The 22,809-nt window shown below is 72.2% G+C and carries 8 protein-coding genes; 7 read left to right on the plus strand and 1 reads right to left on the minus strand.

The window, feature by feature from the left end; all coding sequences use genetic code 11:
- The first annotated feature begins 75 nt into the window (after window positions 1–75).
- The 6 genes from STRTUCAR8_RS44465 to STRTUCAR8_RS44490 are packed head-to-tail and all read left to right on the plus strand — an operon-like array spanning window position 76 to window position 20,010.
- A complete protein-coding gene (locus tag STRTUCAR8_RS44465) occupies window positions 76–7,764 on the plus strand; it encodes a non-ribosomal peptide synthetase (RefSeq protein ID WP_006383055.1) in 7,689 nt (2,562 codons plus the stop codon).
- Between the two features lie 6 nt (window positions 7,765–7,770).
- Entirely contained in the window at window positions 7,771–14,076 is a 6,306-nt protein-coding gene (locus STRTUCAR8_RS44470) for a non-ribosomal peptide synthetase (protein ID WP_006383081.1), read from the plus strand.
- A gap of 48 nt (window positions 14,077–14,124) precedes the next feature.
- Window positions 14,125–18,171: a non-ribosomal peptide synthetase gene (locus tag STRTUCAR8_RS44475; protein WP_006383064.1), complete on the plus strand. Its 4,047-nt coding sequence runs from the start codon at window positions 14,125–14,127 to the stop codon at window positions 18,169–18,171.
- A complete protein-coding gene (locus tag STRTUCAR8_RS44480; RefSeq protein ID WP_006383083.1) occupies window positions 18,168–18,380 on the plus strand; it encodes an MbtH family protein in 213 nt (70 codons plus the stop codon). The genes STRTUCAR8_RS44475 and STRTUCAR8_RS44480 overlap by 4 nt, the downstream gene beginning before the upstream one ends.
- 32 nt (window positions 18,381–18,412) lie before the next feature.
- Window positions 18,413–19,138 (plus strand): thioesterase II family protein, encoded by a 726-nt coding sequence (locus tag STRTUCAR8_RS44485; protein ID WP_407705506.1) that lies wholly within the window; start codon window positions 18,413–18,415, stop codon window positions 19,136–19,138.
- Window positions 19,139–19,185: 47 nt separating this feature from the next.
- Entirely contained in the window at window positions 19,186–20,010 is an 825-nt protein-coding gene (locus STRTUCAR8_RS44490; protein ID WP_006383075.1) for an SDR family oxidoreductase, read from the plus strand.
- Between the two features lie 46 nt (window positions 20,011–20,056).
- Here the strand turns inward: STRTUCAR8_RS44490 and STRTUCAR8_RS55950 are convergent, their stop codons facing one another.
- Window positions 20,057–20,512, minus strand: coding sequence for a hypothetical protein (locus tag STRTUCAR8_RS55950; RefSeq protein ID WP_422125694.1), 456 nt, complete (start codon window positions 20,510–20,512; stop codon window positions 20,057–20,059).
- 454 nt (window positions 20,513–20,966) lie between these two features.
- Between STRTUCAR8_RS55950 and STRTUCAR8_RS44495 the strand changes: the two genes are divergently transcribed.
- Window positions 20,967–22,763, plus strand: coding sequence for a non-ribosomal peptide synthetase (locus tag STRTUCAR8_RS44495; RefSeq protein ID WP_006383053.1), 1,797 nt, complete (start codon window positions 20,967–20,969; stop codon window positions 22,761–22,763).
- Window positions 22,764–22,809 lie beyond the last annotated feature (46 nt).

Genomic DNA, 22,809 nt, shown 5'->3' on the forward strand with positions numbered 1-22,809 from the left:
GGGCGTGGCGACCCGCCGCCCCCGACCCGACGACAGCACGCCGACACTCCCCCACACCCCCACCGGAGCCCGCCGATGACCGTCAGCCATGGCCTGGAGCCGTCCGCCGCCCAGCGCTCGATGTGGTTCGGCCAGCGGCTCGACGGCGCCGGTGCCGGTGCCGCCTACAACGTGGGCGAGTACACCGAGATCCACGGGCGCGTCGATCCTGAGCTGTTCCGGGCGGCCGTCCGGCTGGTGGTGGAGGCGACCGAGACACTGCGGTCCCGGTTCGCGGCGGACGACGACGGCGTACGGCTGCTGGTGGACGCCGGTCCCGGGTGGACGATGCCCGTCGTCGACGCGGCGGGGGCCGAGGCTGCGCGGGACTGGATGGCGGACGACTTCGGCACGCCCTTCGACCTCCGCCGGGGCCCACTGTTCCGGTACGCGCTGCTGGGTCTCGCGGACGACCACTGGATCTGGTATCAGGCGTACCATCACATCGCTGTTGACGGCTTCAGCTGTTCCCTGATCGCCCGGCGGGTGGCCGACGCGTACACCGCGCTCGCCGCAGGCACCCCGCACACTCCGCCGCCCACTCCCCTCGGCCCGCTGATGGCCGCCGACGCGGCCTACCGCGCCGGGGAACGGTACGAACGCGATCGCGCCCACTGGGCGGGTGTCCTCGCCGACCGGCCCGAGCCGGTGAGCCTGTCCGCCCGTCCGCCCCGGGTCGGCGACCGCTTCCTGCGTCGCACCGGCCATCTCCCCTCGCCCGCCGGGGACTTGGTCCGCTCGGCCGCCGACGCAGCTGGGACCCGCTGGTCCCGCGTCGTTCTCGCGGCGACCGCCGCCTATCTGCACCGGCTCACCGGCGCCCATGACATCGTCCTCGGCCTCGCGGTCACCGCCCGCGAGAGCGAGACGGAACTCACGACCCCGGGCATGGCGTCCAATGTGCTCCCCCTGCGGCTGTCCGTACGCCCGGACACCCCCGCCGCAGACCTCGTACGGCAGGCGGCCCGGGCCACCCACGACCTGCTCGGCCACCAACGTCACCGGGGTGAGGAACTGCGCCGCGACGTGAACTGGCCGCAGGACGGGCCCCGTTACTTCGGTCCAGTAGTCAACGTCATGGCGTTCGGCCAGGAGTTGCGCTTCGCCGGACACCCGACCACCCGCCACAACCTGTCCACCGGCCCGGTCGAGGATCTCGCAGTCAACGTCTACGACCGCGCCGACGGCCAGGGGATCCGGGTCGACCTCGACGCGAGCCCCGAGCACTACACGGACTCCGAACTCAGCGCCCACCACAGGCGTTTCCTGCATTTCCTGGAGCATTTCGCGGGGGCGGCCTCCGTGCCCGACACGGTGGTGGGACGGGTCCAGGTGACGCTCCCCGGCGAGGAGTCGCGGCTCGACGGCCCGGTTCCCGCTCTCGCTCCCGCCTCCGCTTCCGCTGTAAACGGCAGCACTGTTCCCGGGCTCTTCGCGGCCCGTGTGGCCGCCGACCCCGACGGTATCGCCGTCGTCCACGGCGAGCAGGAGATCACCAGCCGCGATCTCGACGCCCGCGCCAACCGGCTCGCCCACCGTCTGCTCGGGCTCGGTGTCCGGCCCGAGGACCGGGTCGCGGTCCTGATGCGCCGCTCGGACGAGCTGATCGTGGCGTTGCTGGCCGTCCTCAAGGCGGGCGGCGCCTACGTCGGGCTCGATCCCCGCGCACCGGCCGCCCGCACCCGGCAGATCCTCGCGGAGACCGGCGCGTCGGTCCTGCTGACGGACAGCGCCGAGACTTCGTACGACGGCCTCCGGACCGTCAACTGCACTGACCCGTCGCTCGTCACCGAGCCGGACACCGACCCCGAAGTGCCGCTGCACCCGGACCAGTTGGCCTACGTCAGCTACACCTCGGGGTCCACCGGCAGGCCCAAGGGCGTCGCCGTCACCCACCGGGACATCGCCGCACTGGCCGCCGACTCGGCGTTCGACGGCGGCGCGCACGCACGGGTTCCCGTCCATTCGCCGACCGCGTTCGACGCCTCCACCTACGAGATGTGGGTGCCCTTGCTGGGCGGGGGTACCGCGGTGGTGGCCGGGGCGGACGTGGACATGGACGCCGCCGGGGTGGCCCGGCTGACGGCCCGGCACGGACTGACGGCGCTGTGGCTGACCGCCGGGCTCTTCCGGCTCGCCGCCGAGCAGGACCCGGGCTGCTTCGGCGGCCTGCGCCAGGTGTGGGCCGGCGGCGAGGCCGTCCCCGGCTCCGCCGTCCGCCGAGTCCTCGCGGCCTGTCCCGGTCTGACGGTCACCAACGGCTACGGCCCGACCGAGACGACCACGTTCGCCACCTGCCGTCCCTGCCCGGACGGCGCCGACGTGCCCGACGCGCTGCCCATCGGCCGTCCGCTCGACGGGATGCGCGCCCAGGTGCTCGACGGCGCCCTGCGGCCCGTTCCGCGAGGCGTGGTCGGCGAGTTGTACGTGGCCGGGCCCGGTGTGGCGCGCGGCTACCTGGGCCGACCCGACGCCACCGCCGAGCGCTTCACCGCCGATCCGTACGGCCCGCCGGGTGGCCGTATGTACCGCACAGGGGACCGCGTCCGTCTGGACGGGAACGGCGAGCTGGAGTTCCACGGGCGCGCAGACGGCCAGGTCAAGCTGCGCGGCTTCCGCGTCGAACCCGGCGAGATCGAGACGGTCCTCGCCACCCATCCCCAGGTCGCCCAGGCCGTCGTGCTCGTCAGGGAGGACCGCCCCGGCGACCGACGGCTGATCGCCTACGCGGTCTGCGCCGACGGGCCGGTACCCGACCCGGAGTCCCTGCGCGCCCACCTCGCCGAACAACTGCCCGATCATCTGGTCCCCTCCTCGGTCGTGCCGCTGGACCGGCTGCCCCTCACCGCCAACGGCAAGGTGGACCGAGCCGCCCTGCCTGTTCCCCCTGCGACGAATGGGAGCCACGGCACTGGGACCCCGCGAACCCCACAGACTCCACAGACTCCACGGACGCCTCAGGAGAAGGCCCTCTGCGACCTTTTCGCGGACGTCCTGGGTCTGCCCGAGGTCGGTGCGGACGACAGCTTCTTCGCGCTCGGCGGCCACTCGCTGCTCGCCCTGCGCCTGATCGGCCGGATCCGCGACACACTGGGCGCCGACCTGACTCTGGGCGACCTGTTCGGGGCGCCCACTCCGACGGCCCTCGCCGGTCCACTCGGCGCCACGGGAGCCGTCGTACGGCCCGTCTCCCGGCCTGTACCGGGAACGGTCCCCGACGAGGCTCCGCTGTCCTCCGCCCAGCGGCGCCTGTGGTTCCTGGACCGGCTGGAGGAGTCGGGCGCGGCCTACCACATCCCGCTCGCCGTACGACTGACGGGCGCCGCCCTCGACCAGGACGCCCTGCGCCTGGCACTGGCCGATCTGGTCACCCGGCACGAGATCCTGCGCACCGTCTACCCGGACTCCGACGGCACCCCGCGACAGCGCCTGCTGGACCCCGTGGCCGCCCGGCCCCGACTGCACGTCGACCGCGCCACGGAGGCCGAACTGCCGACCCGGCTGGCCGAGTTGGCGATGGGTGCGTTCCGGCTCGCCGAGGAGATCCCGCTCCGCGCCCATCTGCTCGTCCTCGGCCCGGAGGACCACGTCCTGCTGCTGGTGCTGCACCACATCGCCGCGGACGGCTGGTCCCTGGATCCCCTCACCCGCGATCTGGCCGCCGCGTACCGGGCCCGCCGGGAGCACCGGGTTCCCGACAGGGCTCAACTGCCTCTGCAGTATGCGGATTTCGCCGTCTGGCAGGGCCGGCAACTCAGCGGCGGCGCAGGCTATCTGACGAATCCTCACCTCGCTTACTGGACTCAGGCGTTGGCCGGGCTCCCCGACGAACTCCCTCTTCCTGCCGACCGTCCTCGCCCGGCCCGTGCCACTCACCGGGGTGGTGACATCCCCGTACGGCTGGACGCGAGCCTCCACCGGCGGTTGCGCGTGCTCGCCGGGGAGACCGGCACGACGCCGTTCATGGTCGTCCAGGCCGGTCTGGCCGCCCTGTTGACCCGGCTCGGGGCGGGCACCGACATCCCCCTGGGCACTCCGGTCGCGGGGCGCGCCGACGAGACGTTGGACGATCTGGTCGGCTGTTTCCTCAACACCCTTGTCCTGCGCACCGACACCTCCGGCGACCCCACCTTCCGGGAGCTGCTGGACCGGGTCAGGGACACGGACCTCGGTGCCTACGCCCACCAGGAGCTGCCGTTCGAGCAGCTCGTCGAGGCCCTCAACCCGCCCCGCTCACCTGCCCGGCACCCGCTGTTCCAGGTCATGCTCGCCTTCCGGCCCGGCGCCGAACCGCACCTCGACCTGCCCGGCCTCACTGCCCGGAGCCTCCCCGTGGAGACCGGCGCGACCAAGATCGACCTCACGTTCAACCTCGGCGAACGGCATGCCGCAGACGGCTCCCCGGACGGCATCGAGGGCATCCTCCAGTACAGCGCCGACCTCTACGACCGGGCTACCGCCGAGGAACTGGCCGACCGACTGGAACGGCTGCTCCGGGCCGCCCTGGAGGATCCCGACCGGCCCGTGGGCGCGCTCGACATCCTCGGCCCGGACGAACGGCGGCGCCTGCTCGTCGAGTGCAACGACACCGCCCGGGAGGTTCCGGAGACCGCCTTCCACCAGATGTTCGAGGCGCGGGCGACCGAGACGCCGGACGCGGTGGCCGTGACGGACGCGCTCACCAGCCTGACCTACCACCAACTCGACGTGCGTGCCGACCGGTTGGCACGAGCGCTGACATCGGCCGGTGCGGGCCCCGGCCGTGTCGTCGCGTTCTCACTGCCCCGGTCAGTCGACCTCGCGGTGGCGGTGCTGGCCGTCCTCAAGGCGGGCGCGGCCTATCTGCCGCTCGACCCGGAACACCCTGCCGACCGGACCGCCTACCTGCTGTCCGACTCCGGCCCGGTGTGCGTCATCGCCAGGGAGCCGGTCGACGTCGACTGTCCGGTCGTGAGTCCCGACGCGGACGCCCCAGGCACCGTCTTGAGCGACGCCCGCCCCGCCGACGCCGCCTACCTCATCTACACCTCCGGTACCACCGGGCGTCCCAAGGGGGTGGTCGTCGAACACCGCAACCTCACCACCTACGTGGCTCGTTGTGTGTCGGCGTACCCGAGTCTGCGCGGCACCTCGCTGCTGCACGCCACGATGTCGTTCGACGCCACGGTGACGAGCCTGCACGGGGCACTCGCCGCGGGCGGACGGGTGCACATCGCCGCCGTTCACGAGGCGGGCGCGGTCCCGTCGCCCGGTGGCTACACGTTCCTCAAGGCCACGCCGAGCCACCTCGCGCTACTGCCAGCCCTGCCGTACGACATCTCGCCCACCCAGGAGTTCATGCTCGGCGGCGAGGCCCTGGTCGGGGAGGCCCTGCGATCCTGGCGCCGGGACCATCCCGACGTACGGCTGATCAACCACTACGGCCCGACCGAGCTCACCGTCGGCTGCACCGACCACCGCATCGAACCCGGCGACGACCTGCCGTCCGGCCCGGTGCCCATCGGGCGCCCCATGTGGAACACCCGTGCCTATGTCCTGGACCCGTGGCTGAACCCGGTTCCCGCCGGGGTCGAGGGTGAGCTGTACGTGGCCGGCGACCAGGTGGCCCGGGGCTACTGGAACCGGCCCGGTCTGACCGCCGAACGGTTCGTCGCCGACCTGTACGGGCCGCCGGGTGCCCGGATGTACCGCACCGGCGACCTGGCCGTGCGCCGGGCCGACGGTGTCCTGGAGTTGCGGGGGCGGGCTGACGGTCAGCTGAAGATACGGGGTCTGCGGATCGAGCCCGGCGAGGTCGAGGGTGTGCTCACCGCGCACGGCGACGTCGACCAGGCCGCGGTGGTCGTCGGCGAGGACCGGGCCGGCGTACGGCGTCTGGTCGCCTACCTCGTCGGGCCGGACAACGAAGCCCGAATCGACGTGCGGGCGTATGCGGCAGCGCGGCTGCCCAGTCACATGGTCCCCGAGGCGTTCGTGATGCTCGACGCCCTGCCGATGACACCCAACGGCAAGCTGGACCGGTCCGCGCTCCCCGCGCCGCCCGATGTCACGGTCGCCCCTGGGACGCTCGCACCGCGCACGCCGCAGGAGGAGATCCTGCGCGGGCTGTTCGCCGAGATCCTCGGCCGGGATCCGCAGGACGTGGGCGTGGACGACGGTTTCTTCGACCTCGGCGGCGACAGCATCGCCTCCATCCACCTCGTCAGCCGCGCTCTGACAGCCGGGCTGCGGCTCACCCCGCGCGATGTCTTCGAGCAGCGGACGATCGCCGGACTCGCCGCGGTGGCCGCGGCACGCCCGGCCCCGGCACGGGGGCCCGCCCTGGAGCCGGCGGTCGGCGAACTGCCGCTGACCCCGGCGATGCACCGGCTTCGTGAACGCGGCGGTCCCATCGGCTCGTTCAGTCAGTCGGCGCTGCTCGTCACGCCCGCCGACGCCGACGAGAAGCGTCTGACGGGCGTACTTCAGGCAGTCCTCGACCGCCATGACGCGCTCCGGATGCGTGTCACGACCGACGGCGACTGGGCCGCGTACATCCCGCCCGCCGGGAGCGTGGACGCGGCCGGGCTGCTGCGGCGGGTCGCCGTACCGGACGGCGATTTCGACGCGGCGATCGAGGTTCAGCCGTCACAACTGAGCCCGGCAACAGGCGATTTGGTTCGTGCCGTCTGGTTCGACGCGGGACCCGGCCGGCCCGGCCGACTGTTGCTGACGGTTCATCATCTGGCCGTGGACGGGGTGTCCTGGGGCATCCTCCGTGCCAATCTGGCAGCCGCCTGGCGCGAGGAGGAACTACCGCCGCCCGGGACTCCGTTCAGGCACTGGGCCCGACTGCTGGCGCGGGAGGCCAACGACCGCACCGGCGAACTGGACCTCTGGCAGGGCCTGTTGTGTCATCCCGATCCGCTGCTGGGCGCCCGCCACCCCGACCCGGCGCGGGACGTCGTCGGCGTGATGTGCCACCACACCCGGGCCCTCCCGGCCGAACAGTCCGCCGAGCTGCTCACCACGGTGCCCGCCGCCTTCCACGCCGGCCCTGACGACGTCCTGCTCGCCGCCCTCACCGTCGCCTTCGCACGGTGGAGGTATCGACCGGCTTTGCTGCTGGACGTCGAGCGGCACGGGCGTGAGGAACTGGCCGAGGGGATCGACCTGTCGCGGACCGTGGGTTGGTTCACCAGCGTCGTGCCGGTGCGGCTCGACCTCACCGGACTCGCCCTGGACGACTCCGCCGAGGTCATCAGGAGCGTCAAGGAACAGCTGCGCGCCGTACCCGATCACGGCATCGGGCACGGTCTGCTGCGCCACCTCAACCCGGCGACCGGTCCGCGTCTCGCAGCGCTCCCGGTCCCGCAGATCGGCTTCAACTACCTGGGTCGCACACCCGCCAGCGCGCTGCCGGCCGACTGGTCGCCGGCTCCCGAAACGCTTCCCGGCGCGCTCGCCCTCGGCGCCGCCCACGACCCCGCCCTGCCCGTCACCCACGGCCTGGAGATCACCGCCGTGGCCACCGCCGAAGGGCTGCGGGTCACCTGGTCCTGGGCTCCCGGCATCTGGTCGGCGGACGACGTACACGCCCTGGCCGGGCTGTGGTGCGACGCACTGACCGCCCTGACCCACGCCACCGCGGAGGGCGGACGGACCCCGTCCGACCTGCCGCTGGTGTCGCTGTCCCAAGCAGAGATCGCCGAACTCGAAGCCGAGTTCGGAAGCGAGTGGAGGTAACCCACGGTGACCCGGTCCGGAATCTCCGACATCCTGCCCCTGTCCCCGCTGCAGGAGGGGTTGCTCTTCCACGCCCTGTACGACGACGACCGCAGCCCCGACGTCTACGCCGCCCAGCAGGTCCTGGAGCTGACGGGCGAGGTCGACCCCGCCGCCGTACGGGCCGCCGGGCAGGCCCTGCTCGACCGGCACCCCAACCTGCGTGCCTGTTTCCGCCGCCGGGAGGCCGGACAGCCGTTCCAGATCGTTCCCACGGACGTCGAACTCCCCTGGTCGGAGACCGACTTGTCGGCGTATGACGAGCACGGCCGGGACATCGCGTGGCAGCGCCTGCTCGACGAGGAGCGCAACCGCCGCTTCGACCTGTCCAGGCCGCCGCTCCTGCGCCACCTGCTCGTCCGGTGGGCCCCCGACCGCTACCGACTGGTGATCACCAACCATCACATCCTGCTCGACGGCTGGTCCAAGCAGTTGCTCGTCCGTGAGTTCAGCGCCCTGTACGCGGGTGAGCACCCGACGGCGCTCCCGACCGTGCCGCCGTACCGCGACTACCTCGCCTGGCTTGCCCGGCAGGACCGCGCCGACGCCGAACGGGCCTGGCAGGGCGCTCTGTCCGGGGTGACCGGGCCCACTCTCCTGAGCCCCGGCGCCCCCACCACACCCGTCCTCCCCCGCGAACTCTTCGTGGAGCTGCCCGGCGAGCTCACCGCGCGCGCCGACACGACGGCACGCTCACTCGGCGTCACGCTCAACACCCTTGTGCAGGGCGCCTGGGGTCTGTTGCTGGGCCGGTTGACCGGGCGCGGCGACGCCGTCTTCGGCCAGACCGTCACGGTCCGCCCGCCCGAACTGCCGAACGTGGCGTCGATGGTCGGCTTCTGCATCAACACCGTGCCCACCCGGGTCTGTTGGGACGAGGAGGACACCGTCACCGACCTCCTCACCGGCATCCGGAGCCGACAGGCGGAACTGCTGCCGCACCAGTATCTCGGCCTCGCGGACATCCGGCGCGCCACCGGCACCGGTGACCTCTTCGACACCCTGCTGGCGTTCGAGAACTACCCCGCGTCCGCCACCAAGGGCGCGTCCCAGGTCACCCGGCTCACGGCACGTGACGCCACCCACTACCCGCTCACCCTCTCCGTCCTCCCCGGCCGCCGCCTGACCCTGCGGCTGTCGTACCGGCCCGACCTGTACGACGAGACGGGCGCCCGCACCCTGTTGGAACGCTTCGCCATGGTGCTGGGAGCCCTGGCGGCCGACCCGACGCGCCCTGTCCGCGAGGTGGAGGTGCTGCTGCCGGACGAGCGGGAACGCCTCCTGGCCCGTCCTGCCACCGAGCCCGCACCGACGGCCGTCACCCTTCCCGAGTTGTTCGCCGAACAGGTCGCCCGCACCCCCGACGCCACGGCCGTCGTACACGAAGGAACCCGTCTCACCTACGCGGAACTGGACCAGCGGTCCAACCGCCTCGCACAGCTGCTCGCCGAACGGGGCGCGCGCCCTGAGCGGTTGGTCGCCCTGGCCCTGCCTCGAACCCCCGACCTCGTGGTGGCCGTCCTGGCGGTACTGAAGACCGGTGCCGCGTATGTGCCGATGGACCCGGAGTACCCGGCGGAGCGGCTGGCGTTCATGCTGGCCGACGCGAGCCCGGTACTGCTGTTGACAGCTGACGGCGGCACGACGGGGGAATCGCCAGCCGGTGACGTATCCGTGGTGACGGTGGCCGAGTCGGTCAACTACCCTTCGTCCGCTTTGAAGTTGCCGCGTCCGGGCCCCGCCGGCACGGCCTACGTCATCTACACGTCGGGCTCCACCGGCCGCCCCAAGGGTGTCTCGGTGCCGCACTCCAACGTCGTTCGGCTCTTCGAGTCCACCCGGCACTGGTTCGACTTCGGGCCGGACGACGTGTGGACGCTGTTCCACTCGTACGCCTTCGACTTCTCCGTGTGGGAACTGTGGGGCGCTCTACTGCACGGCGGCACGCTCGTGGTCGTGCCGTTCGCGGTGAGTCGTGAACCGGAGGAATTCCTGCGGCTGCTCGTCCGGGAGCACGTCACCGTGCTGAACCAGACACCCTCGGCCTTCGGTCAACTCCTCCGCGCGGACGCCGCGCTGCCGGAGCTCGGGCGTGAACTCGCCCTGCGTTATGTCGTGTTCGGCGGCGAGGCACTCGACTTCGCCCGGGTCACCGAGTGGTACACCCGGCACGCGCAGGACGCGCCCATCCTGGTCAACATGTACGGCATCACCGAGACTACGGTCCATGTCACCGGCCTGCCGCTGACCAAGGGCGCGGAACGGGCCGCCCAGGGCTCGATCGGGCACACCATCCCCGACCTGCGCGCATGTGTGCTGGACGCCGGGCTGCGGCTCGTACCGCCGGGTGTCACCGGTGAGTTGTACGTCGCCGGGGCAGGGCTGGCTCGCGGATATCTGGGCCGGCCGGGGCTGACGGCCGGGCGGTTCGTGGCCGATCCGTTCGGGAACCCGGGGGAGCGCATGTACCGCACGGGTGACCTGGCGCGCCGGTCGGCGGACGGTGAACTGGAGTACGCGGGCCGGGCCGACGACCAGGTCAAGATACGCGGCTTCCGCATCGAACTCGGCGAGGTGGAGGCGGCGTTGGCCGGCCACCCCGAGGTCACCGCGGCGGTCGTCGTCGAGCGGGACGGGCGGCTGGTCGGTTACGCGGTGGGCGGCGCCCCCCTGGACGCGGAAGACCTGCGCCGCCACGCGGGTCGTACGCTCCCCGAGCACATGGTGCCCAGCGCCGTGATGGTCCTGGACCAGCTGCCGTTGACCGCTAACGGCAAGCTGGACCGGGCCGCCCTGCCCGAGCCGGTGGCGTCGTCAGGTGGGGGCCGTGCCCCTCGTACCCCGCAGGAGGAGATCCTGTGCGGCCTGTTCGGCGACGTCCTCGGCGTGGCGGCGCACCAAGTGGGCGCGGACGACGGGTTCTTCGACCTCGGCGGCGACTCCCTGCTCGCCATGCGGCTGACCGACCGGATCAGGGGCGCGCTCGGCACCACGCTGCCCGTCCGCGCGGTCTTCGAGGCACCGACTCCGGCCGGACTCGCCGAGCGCCTGAGCGCCGAAGACACCGTACGACGCCCCGAACTCGCCCCGTCCGAACGCGGCCACGCCCCGATTCCGCTGTCGTACGCCCAGCAGCGCCTGTGGTTCATGAGCCGCCTCGAGGCAGGCAACAGCACGTACACCGTCCCCTGGACCCTGCGTCTCACCGGTCCCCTGGACCGGCCGGCGCTGCAGGCCGCCCTCGCCGACCTCGTCACTCGCCATGAACCCCTCCGTACGGTCTACCCCGACTTCCAGGGCACCCCGTACCAACGCGTCCTCGACCCGGAGGCGGGCCGGCCGGACCTCCCCATGACGGCGACCACCGAGGCCGAACTCCCGGCGCTGCTCACCGCCGCCGCCCGGCACCGCTTCGACCTGTCGTCCGAACTCCCCCTGCGGGCCACCCTGTACACGCTGGACGCCGACACCCACGTCCTGCTGCTGCTCGCCCACCACATCGCTGTCGACGGCTGGTCCATGGCACCGTTGATGCGCGACCTGGAGACGGCGTACGCGGCACGATGCACCGAGAGCATCCCGGAGTTTCGCCAACTGCCGGTTCAGTACGCCGATTTCGCGCAGTGGCAGCGCGACCTGCTGGGCGTCGCGGCCTCGCCCGAGAGCTTGATCAGTCGTCATATCGCTTACTGGCGCGAGGCTTTGTCCGGCGCTCCTGACGAGCTGCCACTCCCAGCCGATCGTCCGAGGCCCGCCGAACCCAGCGGCGACGGCGACCGGGCCGCACTCACCATCGACGCGGAACTGCACGCAGGACTCGCCGACTTGGCCGCCGCCTCCAGGGTCACCCTCTTCATGGTCCTTCAGGCAGGTCTCGCCGCGCTGCTGACCCGGCTCGGATCGGGCACCGACATCACCCTCGGCACCCCGGTCGCGGGACGCCCCGACGGCAGACTGGACGACCTGGTCGGCTTCTTCGTCAACAGTCTCACCCTGCGCACCGACACCTCAGGCAACCCCACATTCCGCGAACTGCTGGACCGTGTGCGGGAGTTCGACCTCGCCGCCTACGCCCACCAGGACGTGCCGTTCGACCTTCTAGTGGACGCCCTCAGCCCGCAACGCACCCTTGCCCGGCACCCCCTCTTCCAGGTCGTGATCGCCTTCACCGGCCACTCCGCACACCCCGGCCTCTCCCTGCCAGGACTGGGCGTGACCCGCGAGCCGGTGGAGACCGGCGCCGCCCGCTTCGACCTCTCCCTCTATCTGAGCGAGCGCCGCGACACCGACGGCAGCCCGGCGGGCATCGACGGCATCGCCGAGTACAGCACCGACCTCTTCGACCCGGCCACGGTCGAGCGGCTCACCCGCGTTCTGGTGCGCCTGCTGACCGCTGTCGCCGCCGACCCCGGACTGCGTATCGAGGACGTGGACCTCCTCGGGGAAGACGAACTCTTCCGGGTGCCCGTCCGCACAGCACTGCCCGAGGCCGGGTCTACGACGATGCCCGCGGGCGCCGGCGGGCAGGAGCCGGCGACCCCGGCCGAGCACGTCCTCGCCGCGCTCTTCCGTGAACTGCTCAACCTCCCCGAAGTCCCGCTCGACGAGGACTTCTTCGCCCTAGGCGGCGACAGCATCTCCTCGATCCGGCTGGTCAGCCGGGCGGCCGAGGCCGGGGTCGTGATCAGCGCCCGGGACGTCTTCAAACACCAGACGGTGAGGGAGCTGGCGGCGGTGGCGCGCGGTCCGGTCGGCGGTGCGGCCGACGACGGCCCGGCCCTCGACCACATCCCCGGCGACGGGACGGGTTCGCTCCCGCTCACCCCCGTCATGCGGTGGCTCCTCGAACGCGGCGGCCCGATCGGCCGCTTCAACCAGTCCGTCCTGCTGACGGTCCCGCCGGCGGCCGGTCTGCCACAACTGGCCGACGCCCTGCAGTCGGTGCTCGACCACCACGACATGCTGCGAGCCCGCCTCGGCGCCGGCCCCGAAGCGAGTGCCGACCCGGTGCTCGACGTACGCCCGGTCGGCACCGTCCGCGCCGCCGAGCTGCTCGACCGCCGGGACGTCTCCACCGTGGACGATCTGCACGCGGCCGTGGCCGAGGAGTTCGACCGGGTCGTGGGTCTCCTCGATCCGGCAGTGGGGGCGATGGTGCGGGCCGTGTGGTTCGACGCCGGACCGGAGCGGCCGGGGCGACTGCTGCTGGTCGTCCATCATCTGGCCGTGGACGGTGTCTCCTGGCGCATCCTCGTCCCCGACCTGGAGGCTTCCTGGACGGCTGTCGTGGCGGGCCGACAGCCCGAACTACCCGCAGTAGGCACGTCGTTCCGCCGCTGGGCCAAGGTGCTGGGCGAGCAGGCCCGTACTCCGTCGAGAGTCGCCGAGGCCGAGTTGTGGCACGGTGTCACGGACGCACCCCGCACCCCGCTGGGTACCCGTCCGCTCGACCCCGACCGGGACACCGCCGCGACGACGCGCTCGCTGCGGCTGACCCTGCCACCCGAGACCACCGGCGCCCTCCTCACCACCGTCCCGGCCGCCTTCCGCGCCGGTGTCCAGGACGTCCTGCTGACCGGTCTCGCGCTGGCCGTCGCCGACCACCAGGGAACCCCGCACGTCGTCCTCGACATCGAGGGCCACGGCCGCGAGGAGCTGGTCCCCGGGCTCGAACTGTCGCGCACGGTGGGCTGGTTCACCTCGCTCTACCCGGTCCACCTCGATCTGGCAGGGGTGGACGTGGCCGACGCGCTGGCCGCCGGACCCGCCGCGGACCTCGCCACCAGCCGGGTCACCGGACGACTGCGCGAACTGCCCGACCACGGCACGGGTTACGGCCTCCTGCGCCACCTCAACCCTGACATGGCCGCCGAGTTGGCGAAGGCTCCCGTTCCGTCCATCGGCTTCAACTACCTGGGCCGGTTCACGGCTCCCGCCACCACCAACGGCACCGAGCCGTGGTCCTTCGCCCCCGAGTCGTCGGCACTCGGTTCCGGTGCCGACCCCGGCCTCGCCACCGCCCACGTCCTCGACGTCAACGCGGTCGTCCACGACACCGGCACCGGCCCGCACCTGCTGGCCGACTGGTCGTGGCCCGACGGCGTCCTGACCGAACCCGAGGCGCGGACGCTGGCCGAGTCCTGGTTCACCGCCCTCACCGCACTCGTGTCGCGGACCAGCGGCAGCGCCGGGTCCGGGTCCGGGTCCGGCCTGACGGTCGCAGGTCTGTCCCTCGACGAGCTCGACGAGTTGGCGGCGGGCCTCGACGGCTGACCCCGAAGGGCCCGCCAAGCAGAAGACACAGCGAGACGAGAAGACGACATGACGCAGCCCGCGCTGGCCGACGTACTCCCCCTCACCCCACTCCAGGAGGGCCTGCTTTTCCACGCCCTCTACGAGCACGAACGGGACGCCCCCGACGTGTACGTCGTTCAGTTGGTCTTCGAACTCGACGGCCCCGTGGACGCCGTACGCCTCCGTGCCGCCGCCCAGGCGCTGCTGGACCGCCACCCGAACCTGCGGGCCGCCTTCCGCCGACGCCGGGGCGGCCAGCCGGTGCAGGTCGTCCCGCTCCGGGCGACGCTGCCGTGGGCGGAAGCCGATGTGACCGGGCCGGATACCGACACCGAGAAGGCGTGGGCCGCCCTTCTGGACGAGGACCGGCAGCAGGGCTTCGACCCAGCCACCCCTCCCCTTCTCCGCTGCACCCTGGTCCGCACCGGAGCCGACCGCCACCGGCTGCTCATCACCCACCACCACATCCTGCTCGACGGCTGGTCGGTCTCCGTGCTCCTGCGGGACCTGCTCGCCCTGTACGCAGCCGGCAGCGACCCGGCGGTGCTCGCGCCCGCCCCGCCGTACCGCGCATTCCTCCAGTGGCTCGAGCGCCAGGACCGTGCCGCCGCCGAGACCGCCTGGCGGGACGCGCTGGCCGACGTGACGGAGGCGACCCGGCTGGCCCCGGACACTCCGTCGAGCAACGCCTCGAACGCTTCGGACGCCATGGACCTGGTGCAGGCCCGCACCGAACTGTCGCCGGAGACCGGGGCCGCCCTCACGGCACGCGCCCGGAGCCTCGGCGTCACCGTCAACACCCTGGTCCAGTCCGCCTGGGCGCTCCTCCTCGGCAGGCTGACCGGCCGCGACGACGTCGTCTTCGGCACCACCGTCTCCGGCCGTCCGCCCGAGCTGCCCGGCGTCGAGTCCATGGTCGGCCTGTTCATCAACACCGTCCCGACCCGGGTCCGGCTGCGCCCGGCAGACTCCCTCGGCCGTCTGCTCCACGACGTCCGGGACACCTACGTCCACCTCCTCGACCACCACCATCTCGGCCTGGCCGACATCCAGCGGGCAGCCGGCGTCCCGGAGCTGTTCGACACCCTCCTCGTCTTCGAGAACTACCCGATGGATCCCGAGGCGACCGGCGACGGCGACGCGGGCAGCGGCAGTCGGCTCCGCGTCACCGGATCGAGCGGGCGCGACGCGACCCACTACCCGGTAACCCTCGTCGCCGTCCCCGGAGTCCGACCGCGCTTCCGGCTGGCCTACCGGTCCGGGCTGTTCGACGCCGGGTGGGCCGACGCCACGCTCGCCCGTCTGGTGCGCGTCCTGGAGGCCATGGCCGCCGACCCGGGCCTCCCGCAGGGCCGCCTGGGCATTCTGGCGCCGGCCGAACTCCCCCGGCCGGTCCAACTGCCGCCCGCCGCGACCCAGACCCTGCCCGGCCTGTGGTCGGCCCAGGTCGCGGCCACGCCGGACGCCGACGCCGTACTCGACCGGGGCACCCGGCTCACCTACCGCGAACTGGACGCCCGCGCCGAGCAGTTGGCCGACCGTCTCACCGCCCTCGGTGCAGGACCGGAATGTGTCGTGGGCATCGCGCTCCCCCGCACCGCCGAGCTGGTCGTGGCCGTCCTCGCGGTACTCAAGTCAGGCGCCGCCTATCTGCCCCTCGACCCCGCCTACCCGGCCGACCGCCTCTCCTACATCGTCGACGACGCCCGTCCGGTCGTCGTCCTCACGTCCGCCGAGACGACCGGATCGCTACCGAGGGATACACCGACGCTCAACATCGCCGATGAGCTGACGAATCATCAGGAAACGGAGTCCAAAGTCGAGTTGCGGCCGGAGAACCTCGCGTACATCACCTACACCTCCGGTTCCACCGGCCGCCCCAAGGGTGTTCTGGCCACCCACCGAAACGCCGTCGAGTTCGTCGAGTGGACGCACCGCGAGTTCGGGCCCGACCGGCTGGCCAAGGTGCTGTTCTCGACCTCGCTCAACTTCGACGTCTCGGTGTTCGAGATCTTCTCGCCTCTGCTGTGCGGCGGCCGTGTCGAGATCGTCGAGAGCCTCCTCGCGCTCACCGACGGCACCCCTCGGGACGCCGGTCTGATCAGCGGCGTGCCCACGGTCATGGCCGGTGTTCTCGCCGAACGACCGGCGGTCTCACCGCACACGGTGGCTCTCGGCGGCGAACCGATCACCGGGCGCCTCCGCGCCGACATCGAGGCCGCCTTTCCCGGGGTGCGGCTCGTCAACTTCTACGGCCCCACCGAGGCGACGATCTACGCCACCGCCTGGCAGTCGGACCCGCAACCGGGCGACGGCTCCGCCCCGCCCATCGGACAACCTCTGGCCCGCAACCGGGTCCACCTGCTCGATCACGCCCTGCACCCCGTCCCCGACGGAGCCGTCGGCGAGATCTATGTCGCGGGCGGCGGACCTGCCCGCGGCTACCTCGGCCGGGCCGCCCTCACAGCCGAGCGGTTCGTCGCCGACCCGTTCGGCGCACCGGGGGAACGCCTGTACCGGACGGGTGACCTCGCCGTGCGTGGCCCCGACGGGCAACTACGCTTCCTGGGCAGGGCCGACCACCAGGTGAAGGTCCGGGGCTTCCGTATCGAACTGGGCGAGATCGAGGCCGCACTCGCCGCACATCCGGCCGTCGCCGGCGCGGCAGCGGTGGTACGGGAGGACGGGCGGGGCGGAAAGCAACTCGTCGCGTACGTCGCCCCCACCGCAGCACCGGCTCACGCTCCGGCTCCGGCTCCGGCTCCGGCTCCGGCTCCGGCTCCGGGCGAAGAACCCCAAAGCGGGGCCGTATCCCCCGACGGCCTCCGCGACCTTCGCGGCCACCTCGCCCGCACACTCCCCGCCCACATGGTCCCCTCGGCTTTCGTCACGGTCGCCGCCCTCCCCCGTACCGCCAGCGGCAAGCTGGACCGCAAGGCGCTGCCCGCCCCAGACGCGACGCCGCACGGCGCCAAGGCGGCTCCACGTACCGGCACGGAAGAGACACTGCGCACCGTCTTCGCCGAGGTCCTCGGCCTCGATCCGGCCCAGGTCGGCGTCCACGACAGCTTCTTCGACCTCGGCGGCCACTCCCTACTGGCTCCCCGTCTCACCTCACGCATTCGCGCCGAACTCGGCACCGACCTGCCCCTGCGCGTCCTCTTCGACACCCCGACCGTGGCGGCGCTGGCCCGCCGGGCGGGCGACGGCGACCAGGCCGTGGACAGCGGCGCGGCTCCGCTGGGCCCGGTGCTCCCGCTCCGTACCCGCGGTCACCGCGAACCCCTCTTCTGCCTGCCGCCGGCCTCCGGCCTGTCCTGGGGCTTCGCCGGACTCGCCCGCCATATCGCCCCCGACCGCCCGCTGTACGGACTGCAGTCCCGAGGCCTGATCCCGGGTCAGGTACCGGCCGGCACCCTCGCCGAGGTGGTCGCCGAACACACCGCCCGAATCCGCGAGGTCCAGCGGCACGGCCCCTACCACCTGCTCGGCTACTCCATGGGCGGCCTCGTCGCGTACGAGGTGGCCGTCGGTCTCCGGGCGGCCGGCGAACGGGTGGCACTCCTCGCCCTGCTCGACGCCTTTCCCGGGGCCTGGACCTCGCAGGGCCCCGCCCCGTCCGACCGCCCCGCACTGCTGCGCAGTCTCCTCAGCATTCTCGGCCGCGAGGCGCCCGTGAACGGGAACGGGAACAGGAACAGGAACAGGAACGAGGGCGAGGTCGACGACGAGCCGCTCACAGACGCGCGGTTCGCGGCGCTGGTCCGTCAGGTGGCCGACATGCCAAGCAGTCTCGACGACGCCGAACTGGCCGCCCTGGTCGACGTGACGGCCAACAACCGGCGTCTGCTGAGCGAGTTCGCCCCCACGTCGTACGACGGTGACCTGCTGTTCTTCACCGCCGCGCAGGATCCGGACGCGGTCCCCGACCGGCACGGCGCCTGGCAGCCGTACATCTCGGGCCGCATCACCAACCACGATCTCCCGTGCACCCACGGGGAGTTGACCCGGCCTGCGGCACTGGACGGTATCGGGCCGGTGCTGGACAACCACCTCAGGAGGAACCAGGTATGACCACCAACCCCTTCGACGACGACAGCATCGAGCACCTCGTGCTGGTGAACGACGAGGGCCAGCACTCCTTGTGGCCCGCGTTCGCCGACGTCCCGGCCGGCTGGACCGTCGTCCACGGCCGGGCGAGCCGCCAGTCCTGCGTGGACTACGTCGGCGAGCACTGGACGGACATGCGCCCCAAGAGCCTCATCGATGCCATGGGTCAGTGAGCACGGCCGACACGATGAACAGCACGAAGAACATGGAGACATCGACGACCATGCGTGACACGACCAAGCTGGTGTGCCTTCCGTACGCGGGTGCGGGCGCCTCCTTCTACCGGCCCTGGACCGCCCTGGCAGGGGCCGAGTTGGAGATCGTGGCGCTGCAACTGCCGGGCCGCGAACGGCTGATCGACGAGGAGCCGTACCGGGACGTCCACCGGGCGGTCGACGGGCTCCTCGCCCAACTGCGGGAACGCCTCGGTGACGAGGGCGGGCAGGTGGCCCTCTTCGGGCACAGCCTCGGCGCGGTGCTCGCGTACGAACTCGCCCACCGGCTGGCCGTCGAGCCCGGCGTCGATCCGGTGCACCTGTTCGTCAGCGGGTCACCCGCACCCGGCAAGGGACGCGCGGGTCGGGCCACCGGGCTGTCCGACGACGAGTTCCTCGCCCGCGTCGGCGAGTTCGCGGGCTACCGCCACCCCGCCTTCGACGACCCGGAGATGCGCGAGCTGCTCCTGCCCGCCCTGCGCGCGGACGTCGAGATGCACGAGAACCATGCCCCGTCGTCCGAACTCCCCCTGGACATACCCCTCACGGTCGTCAGGGGCCGGGACGACGAGCTGGTCGGCCACGACGACGCCGTGTCCTGGAGCAAGTCGACCGCCCGCGACTTCACGTACGTCGAACTCCCCGGCGGCCACATGTACTTGACGGAGACCGCGCCCGCCCTCGTTCACGTCATCGCCTCGAAGCTCACCTCGTAGTTCGCCCCGAAACTCGCCCCGAAGGTCGCTTCCTGAAGGAGTTCCCGATGCGTCTGCACGGAAAGTCGGTCCTTGTCACCGGCGCCGCCCGTGGACTGGGCAGGGCCACCGCGCTCGCCTGTGCCGCCGAGGGCGCCGACCTCACCCTGCTGGACATCTGCGCCGACCTGCCCGGCGTGCCCTACCCGCTGGGCACCCCCGGCCAGTTGGAACACACAGCCGCCCTGTGCCGGGAGGCGGGCGCCGCCGTCCTCACCACCGAGGCCGACATCCGCGACCTGCGTGCCGTACGGGAGGCGGTGACCCGGGCCGAGGACCGGTTCGGCCGGATCGACGTCGCCGTCAACAACGCGGGCATCGCCGCACCCTCGGGCAAACCGGTCCACGAGATCGACGAGGACGAGTGGTCCCTGATGATCGACGTGGACCTCTCCGGAGCCTGGCGGGTGATCCGCGAGGTCGGCAAGGCGATGAGCGCCCGGCGCGCCGGCAGCATCGTCAACGTCGCCTCCACCGCAGGCCTCGTCGGCTACCGCCACTTCGCCGGATACGTCGCCGCCAAACACGCCGTCGTCGGCCTGACCAAGGCCGCCGCGCTCGACTACGCGCCGACGAAAGTACGCGTCAACGCGGTCTGCCCCGGATCGGTACGCGACGACGCGCAGGCCGAGGGCCGCATGCTCGCCGAGATCGCCAGAGCACTGGCCGTACCGGTCCACGAACACGAGAAGACCTTCGTCGAGGCCCAGCCCATGAACGCGCTGATCGAACCCGAGGACGTCGCCGCGGCGATCGTCTTCCTCGCCTCGGACGAGTCCCGGCAGATCACCGGCACCGTCCTGACCGTGGACGGCGGCTTCAGCATCCGCTGAGCCCGGCTCCCCCGAGCACCAAGGAGTAGCACGGCCCGTGAACGCCTCACCACCCGATCCCACCCGCTGCCACGCGATCCGCGTCAGGTCGTCCGCCCACGTCCCGGAGTCCGTCGGCGACCAGGAACTGTGGATCGAGGACGTACCCGTTCCGGCCACGGACTCTCTCGCCGAGCGCCGCCGGGCCGTCGAACTCGCCCGTCCGGCCCAGGACATACGCAGGGTCCTGCTCCGGTACGCCGACGGCGTGTCCGACCTGATCGTCGTGAGTCGACGCGGCGGCCACGACCGTACGCCCGTGGACCGGCCGCCGACCGCGTCCCCTCCCGCCTGGGGCCTGGGCGGCGACGGTCCTGCCGCCGGCTTCTCTGTCGCCCTCGCTCAGCGAGGTCAGAGGAGTGAGGAAGGACAGGCAGGGGACGAGGCGAGCTGGCTCACCGCGCTCGCCGTCACCCTGCGCCGCTACGACCCCGACGTCCCGCCGGTCATCGGCACTGACCACGGCGACCTCACCGTCGAACAGGCCGCCACGCTAGCCGAGTCGAAGCCCTCCCCCGCGACGGGCCCCGCCCTCACGGGCCTCCTCTTCGCCACCCAGAACGAGCACGAGGGCGACACCGAGGGCGTGAGCCAGTACGTGCCCTGCCTCGCGCCACCGTTCCCGCTCACCGTTTCCGTCTTCCGGGACACGGGGTTTCAGGACTCGGGGTTTCAGGACTCGGGGTTCCGGGACTCGGGCGGGTGGCGTCTGCGCTGCGACTATCTGGGCAGCCACTTCTCCGCGGAGATCGCCGCACAGTTCGTACGGCACCTGGTGCACGTACACGAACAGGTACTGAACCTCCCGCAGACTTCGCCGGGACGATGTCGAACTGCTCGACGAGGCGGAGCAGGCCCGCACTGCGGCGCTCGGCCGTCCGTCCCGCGCACCGGCCACCGCACCCACCCCCGCGAGCTTGCCCGCCGGACTCGGCCGGATCGTGGTGGCGACGCCGGACCGTGTCGCGCTGACCGATGGCCCGACCGTCCTGACGTACCGTCAACTCAACGCGCAGGCCGACCTGTTGGCGGCGGGGATGCGGGCGCACGGGGTGGTCGGCGGCGACCGGGTGGGCGTGTGCCTGGAGCGTTCCGCCGAACTCGTCGTCGTTCTCGTCGCCGTACTGAAGGCCGGCGCGACCTATGTGCCGCTGGACCCCGCCTACCCGGCGGACCGGCTCGCCCACACGACACGTGACGCGGACCTGAGGGTCGTGGTCACCCGGCTCCCGGAGTTCCCTGCGGTGGCGGACTGCGTGTGGGTGACGCCGGACGAACTGGCGGACGCCCGTGCCCCGGAGAAGCAGGCGAACCTTCCGTCCCCTTCGCCCGACGACGCCGCCTACGTCATCTACACGTCCGGCTCGACCGGCCGCCCCAAGGGCGTCGTCGTACCGCACCGCAACGTGGTCGCCCTGGTCGACGCGACCCGCGACGAGTACGGGTTCGGCGAGGCGGATGTGTGGACGTGGTTCCACTCCGCCGCGTTCGACTTCTCCGTGTGGGAGATCTGGGGATGCCTGCTGACCGGCGGACGGCTGGTCGTGGTGCCGTACTCGGTGTCGCGTGAACCGGACCGTTTCCGTGATCTGCTCGTCGTCGAGCGGGTCACCGTGCTCAGCCAGACCCCGTCGGCCTTCGCCCAGCTCCTGGACGTCGATCACGCCGACGTGGCTGTGCGGCTCGTCGTCTTCGGCGGTGAACCGCTGGACGCGCGCATGCTGCTGCCCTGGTTCGACCGGCATCCCGAGCCGGTCTGCCGGGCGGTGAACATGTTCGGCATCACCGAGACGACGGTCCACGTCACCGAGCAGACGCTCACCCGGAAACTGGCCCTGTCCGGCACCCGCTCCGTCGGATCCGCCCTGCCTGGCTGGCACCTGTACGTGCTCGACCCGACCGGACGGCTCCAGCCGCCGGGGGTGGCCGGCGAGATCTGCGTCGGCGGCTCGGGGGTGGCGCTCGGCTACCTGGGCCAGGAGGAGTTGACGCGCCGACGGTTCGTGCCGGACCCCTTCACCGGCGCCGTCATGTACCGCAGCGGTGACCTGGGGCGGCTGCGTCCCGACGGGCGGCTCGAACACCTCGGGCGGATCGACAGCCAGGTGAAGATCCGCGGCTTCCGCATCGAACTCGACGAGATCCGCTCCGTGCTGCTGGAGGATCCCGCCGTGCGGACGGCGGCCGTCCTGGTACGACGCGAGGACCCGGCTGACGCCGCCACCGCCAGGATCGACGCGTACGTGGTTCTGTCGCCGGGGGGCGATCCAGGTGCCGTCCGCGAGCGGGCCGCCGGCATGCTGCCCGAGTACATGCTCCCCGCCACGGTCAGCGCCCTGGACGCACTCCCCCTGACCTCCAACGGCAAGCTGGACGCGGCACGGCTCCCCGCGCCGACGGGACACCGGACGCGGGGAGAACCGGGCACAGGCTCCGTCGTCGCCTCCGCCGACGACCTCACCGCGAGCCTGACGGACATCTGGAGCGAGGTCCTGGGCGTACCCGTCGGCCCGGACGACGACTTCTTCGAACTGGGCGGCAACTCCCTGTTCGCCGTCCGCATCGGCGCCGCCCTGCGCGCCCGGGGTCTGCCGGCCCTGCGCCTGCGGGAGCTGTACCGCCACCCGACGGTCCGGGCAACCGCCGCGAACCTCGGCGCGCCCGACCTCCCCCGCCTCGACGGCACCGGCGCCCGGACCGAGCAACTGTCGTGATCCGCGCGCCGCTCCAGGCGTGGCGCTGGCTCCCCCGCCTCTTCCT

This window comes from Streptomyces turgidiscabies Car8 (assembly GCF_000331005.1).
GTDB lineage: Bacteria > Actinomycetota > Actinomycetes > Streptomycetales > Streptomycetaceae > Streptomyces > Streptomyces turgidiscabies.

Coding starts and splice junctions, on each gene's coding strand:
- STRTUCAR8_RS44480 (WP_006383083.1), top strand. CDS start 18,168: ATGACCACCAACCCCTTCGACGACGACAGCATCGAGCACCTCGTGCTG.
- STRTUCAR8_RS44465 (WP_006383055.1), top strand. CDS start 76: ATGACCGTCAGCCATGGCCTGGAGCCGTCCGCCGCCCAGCGCTCGATG.
- STRTUCAR8_RS44475 (WP_006383064.1), top strand. CDS start 14,125: ATGACGCAGCCCGCGCTGGCCGACGTACTCCCCCTCACCCCACTCCAG.
- STRTUCAR8_RS44490 (WP_006383075.1), top strand. CDS start 19,186: ATGCGTCTGCACGGAAAGTCGGTCCTTGTCACCGGCGCCGCCCGTGGA.
- STRTUCAR8_RS44485 (WP_407705506.1), top strand. CDS start 18,413: ATGGAGACATCGACGACCATGCGTGACACGACCAAGCTGGTGTGCCTT.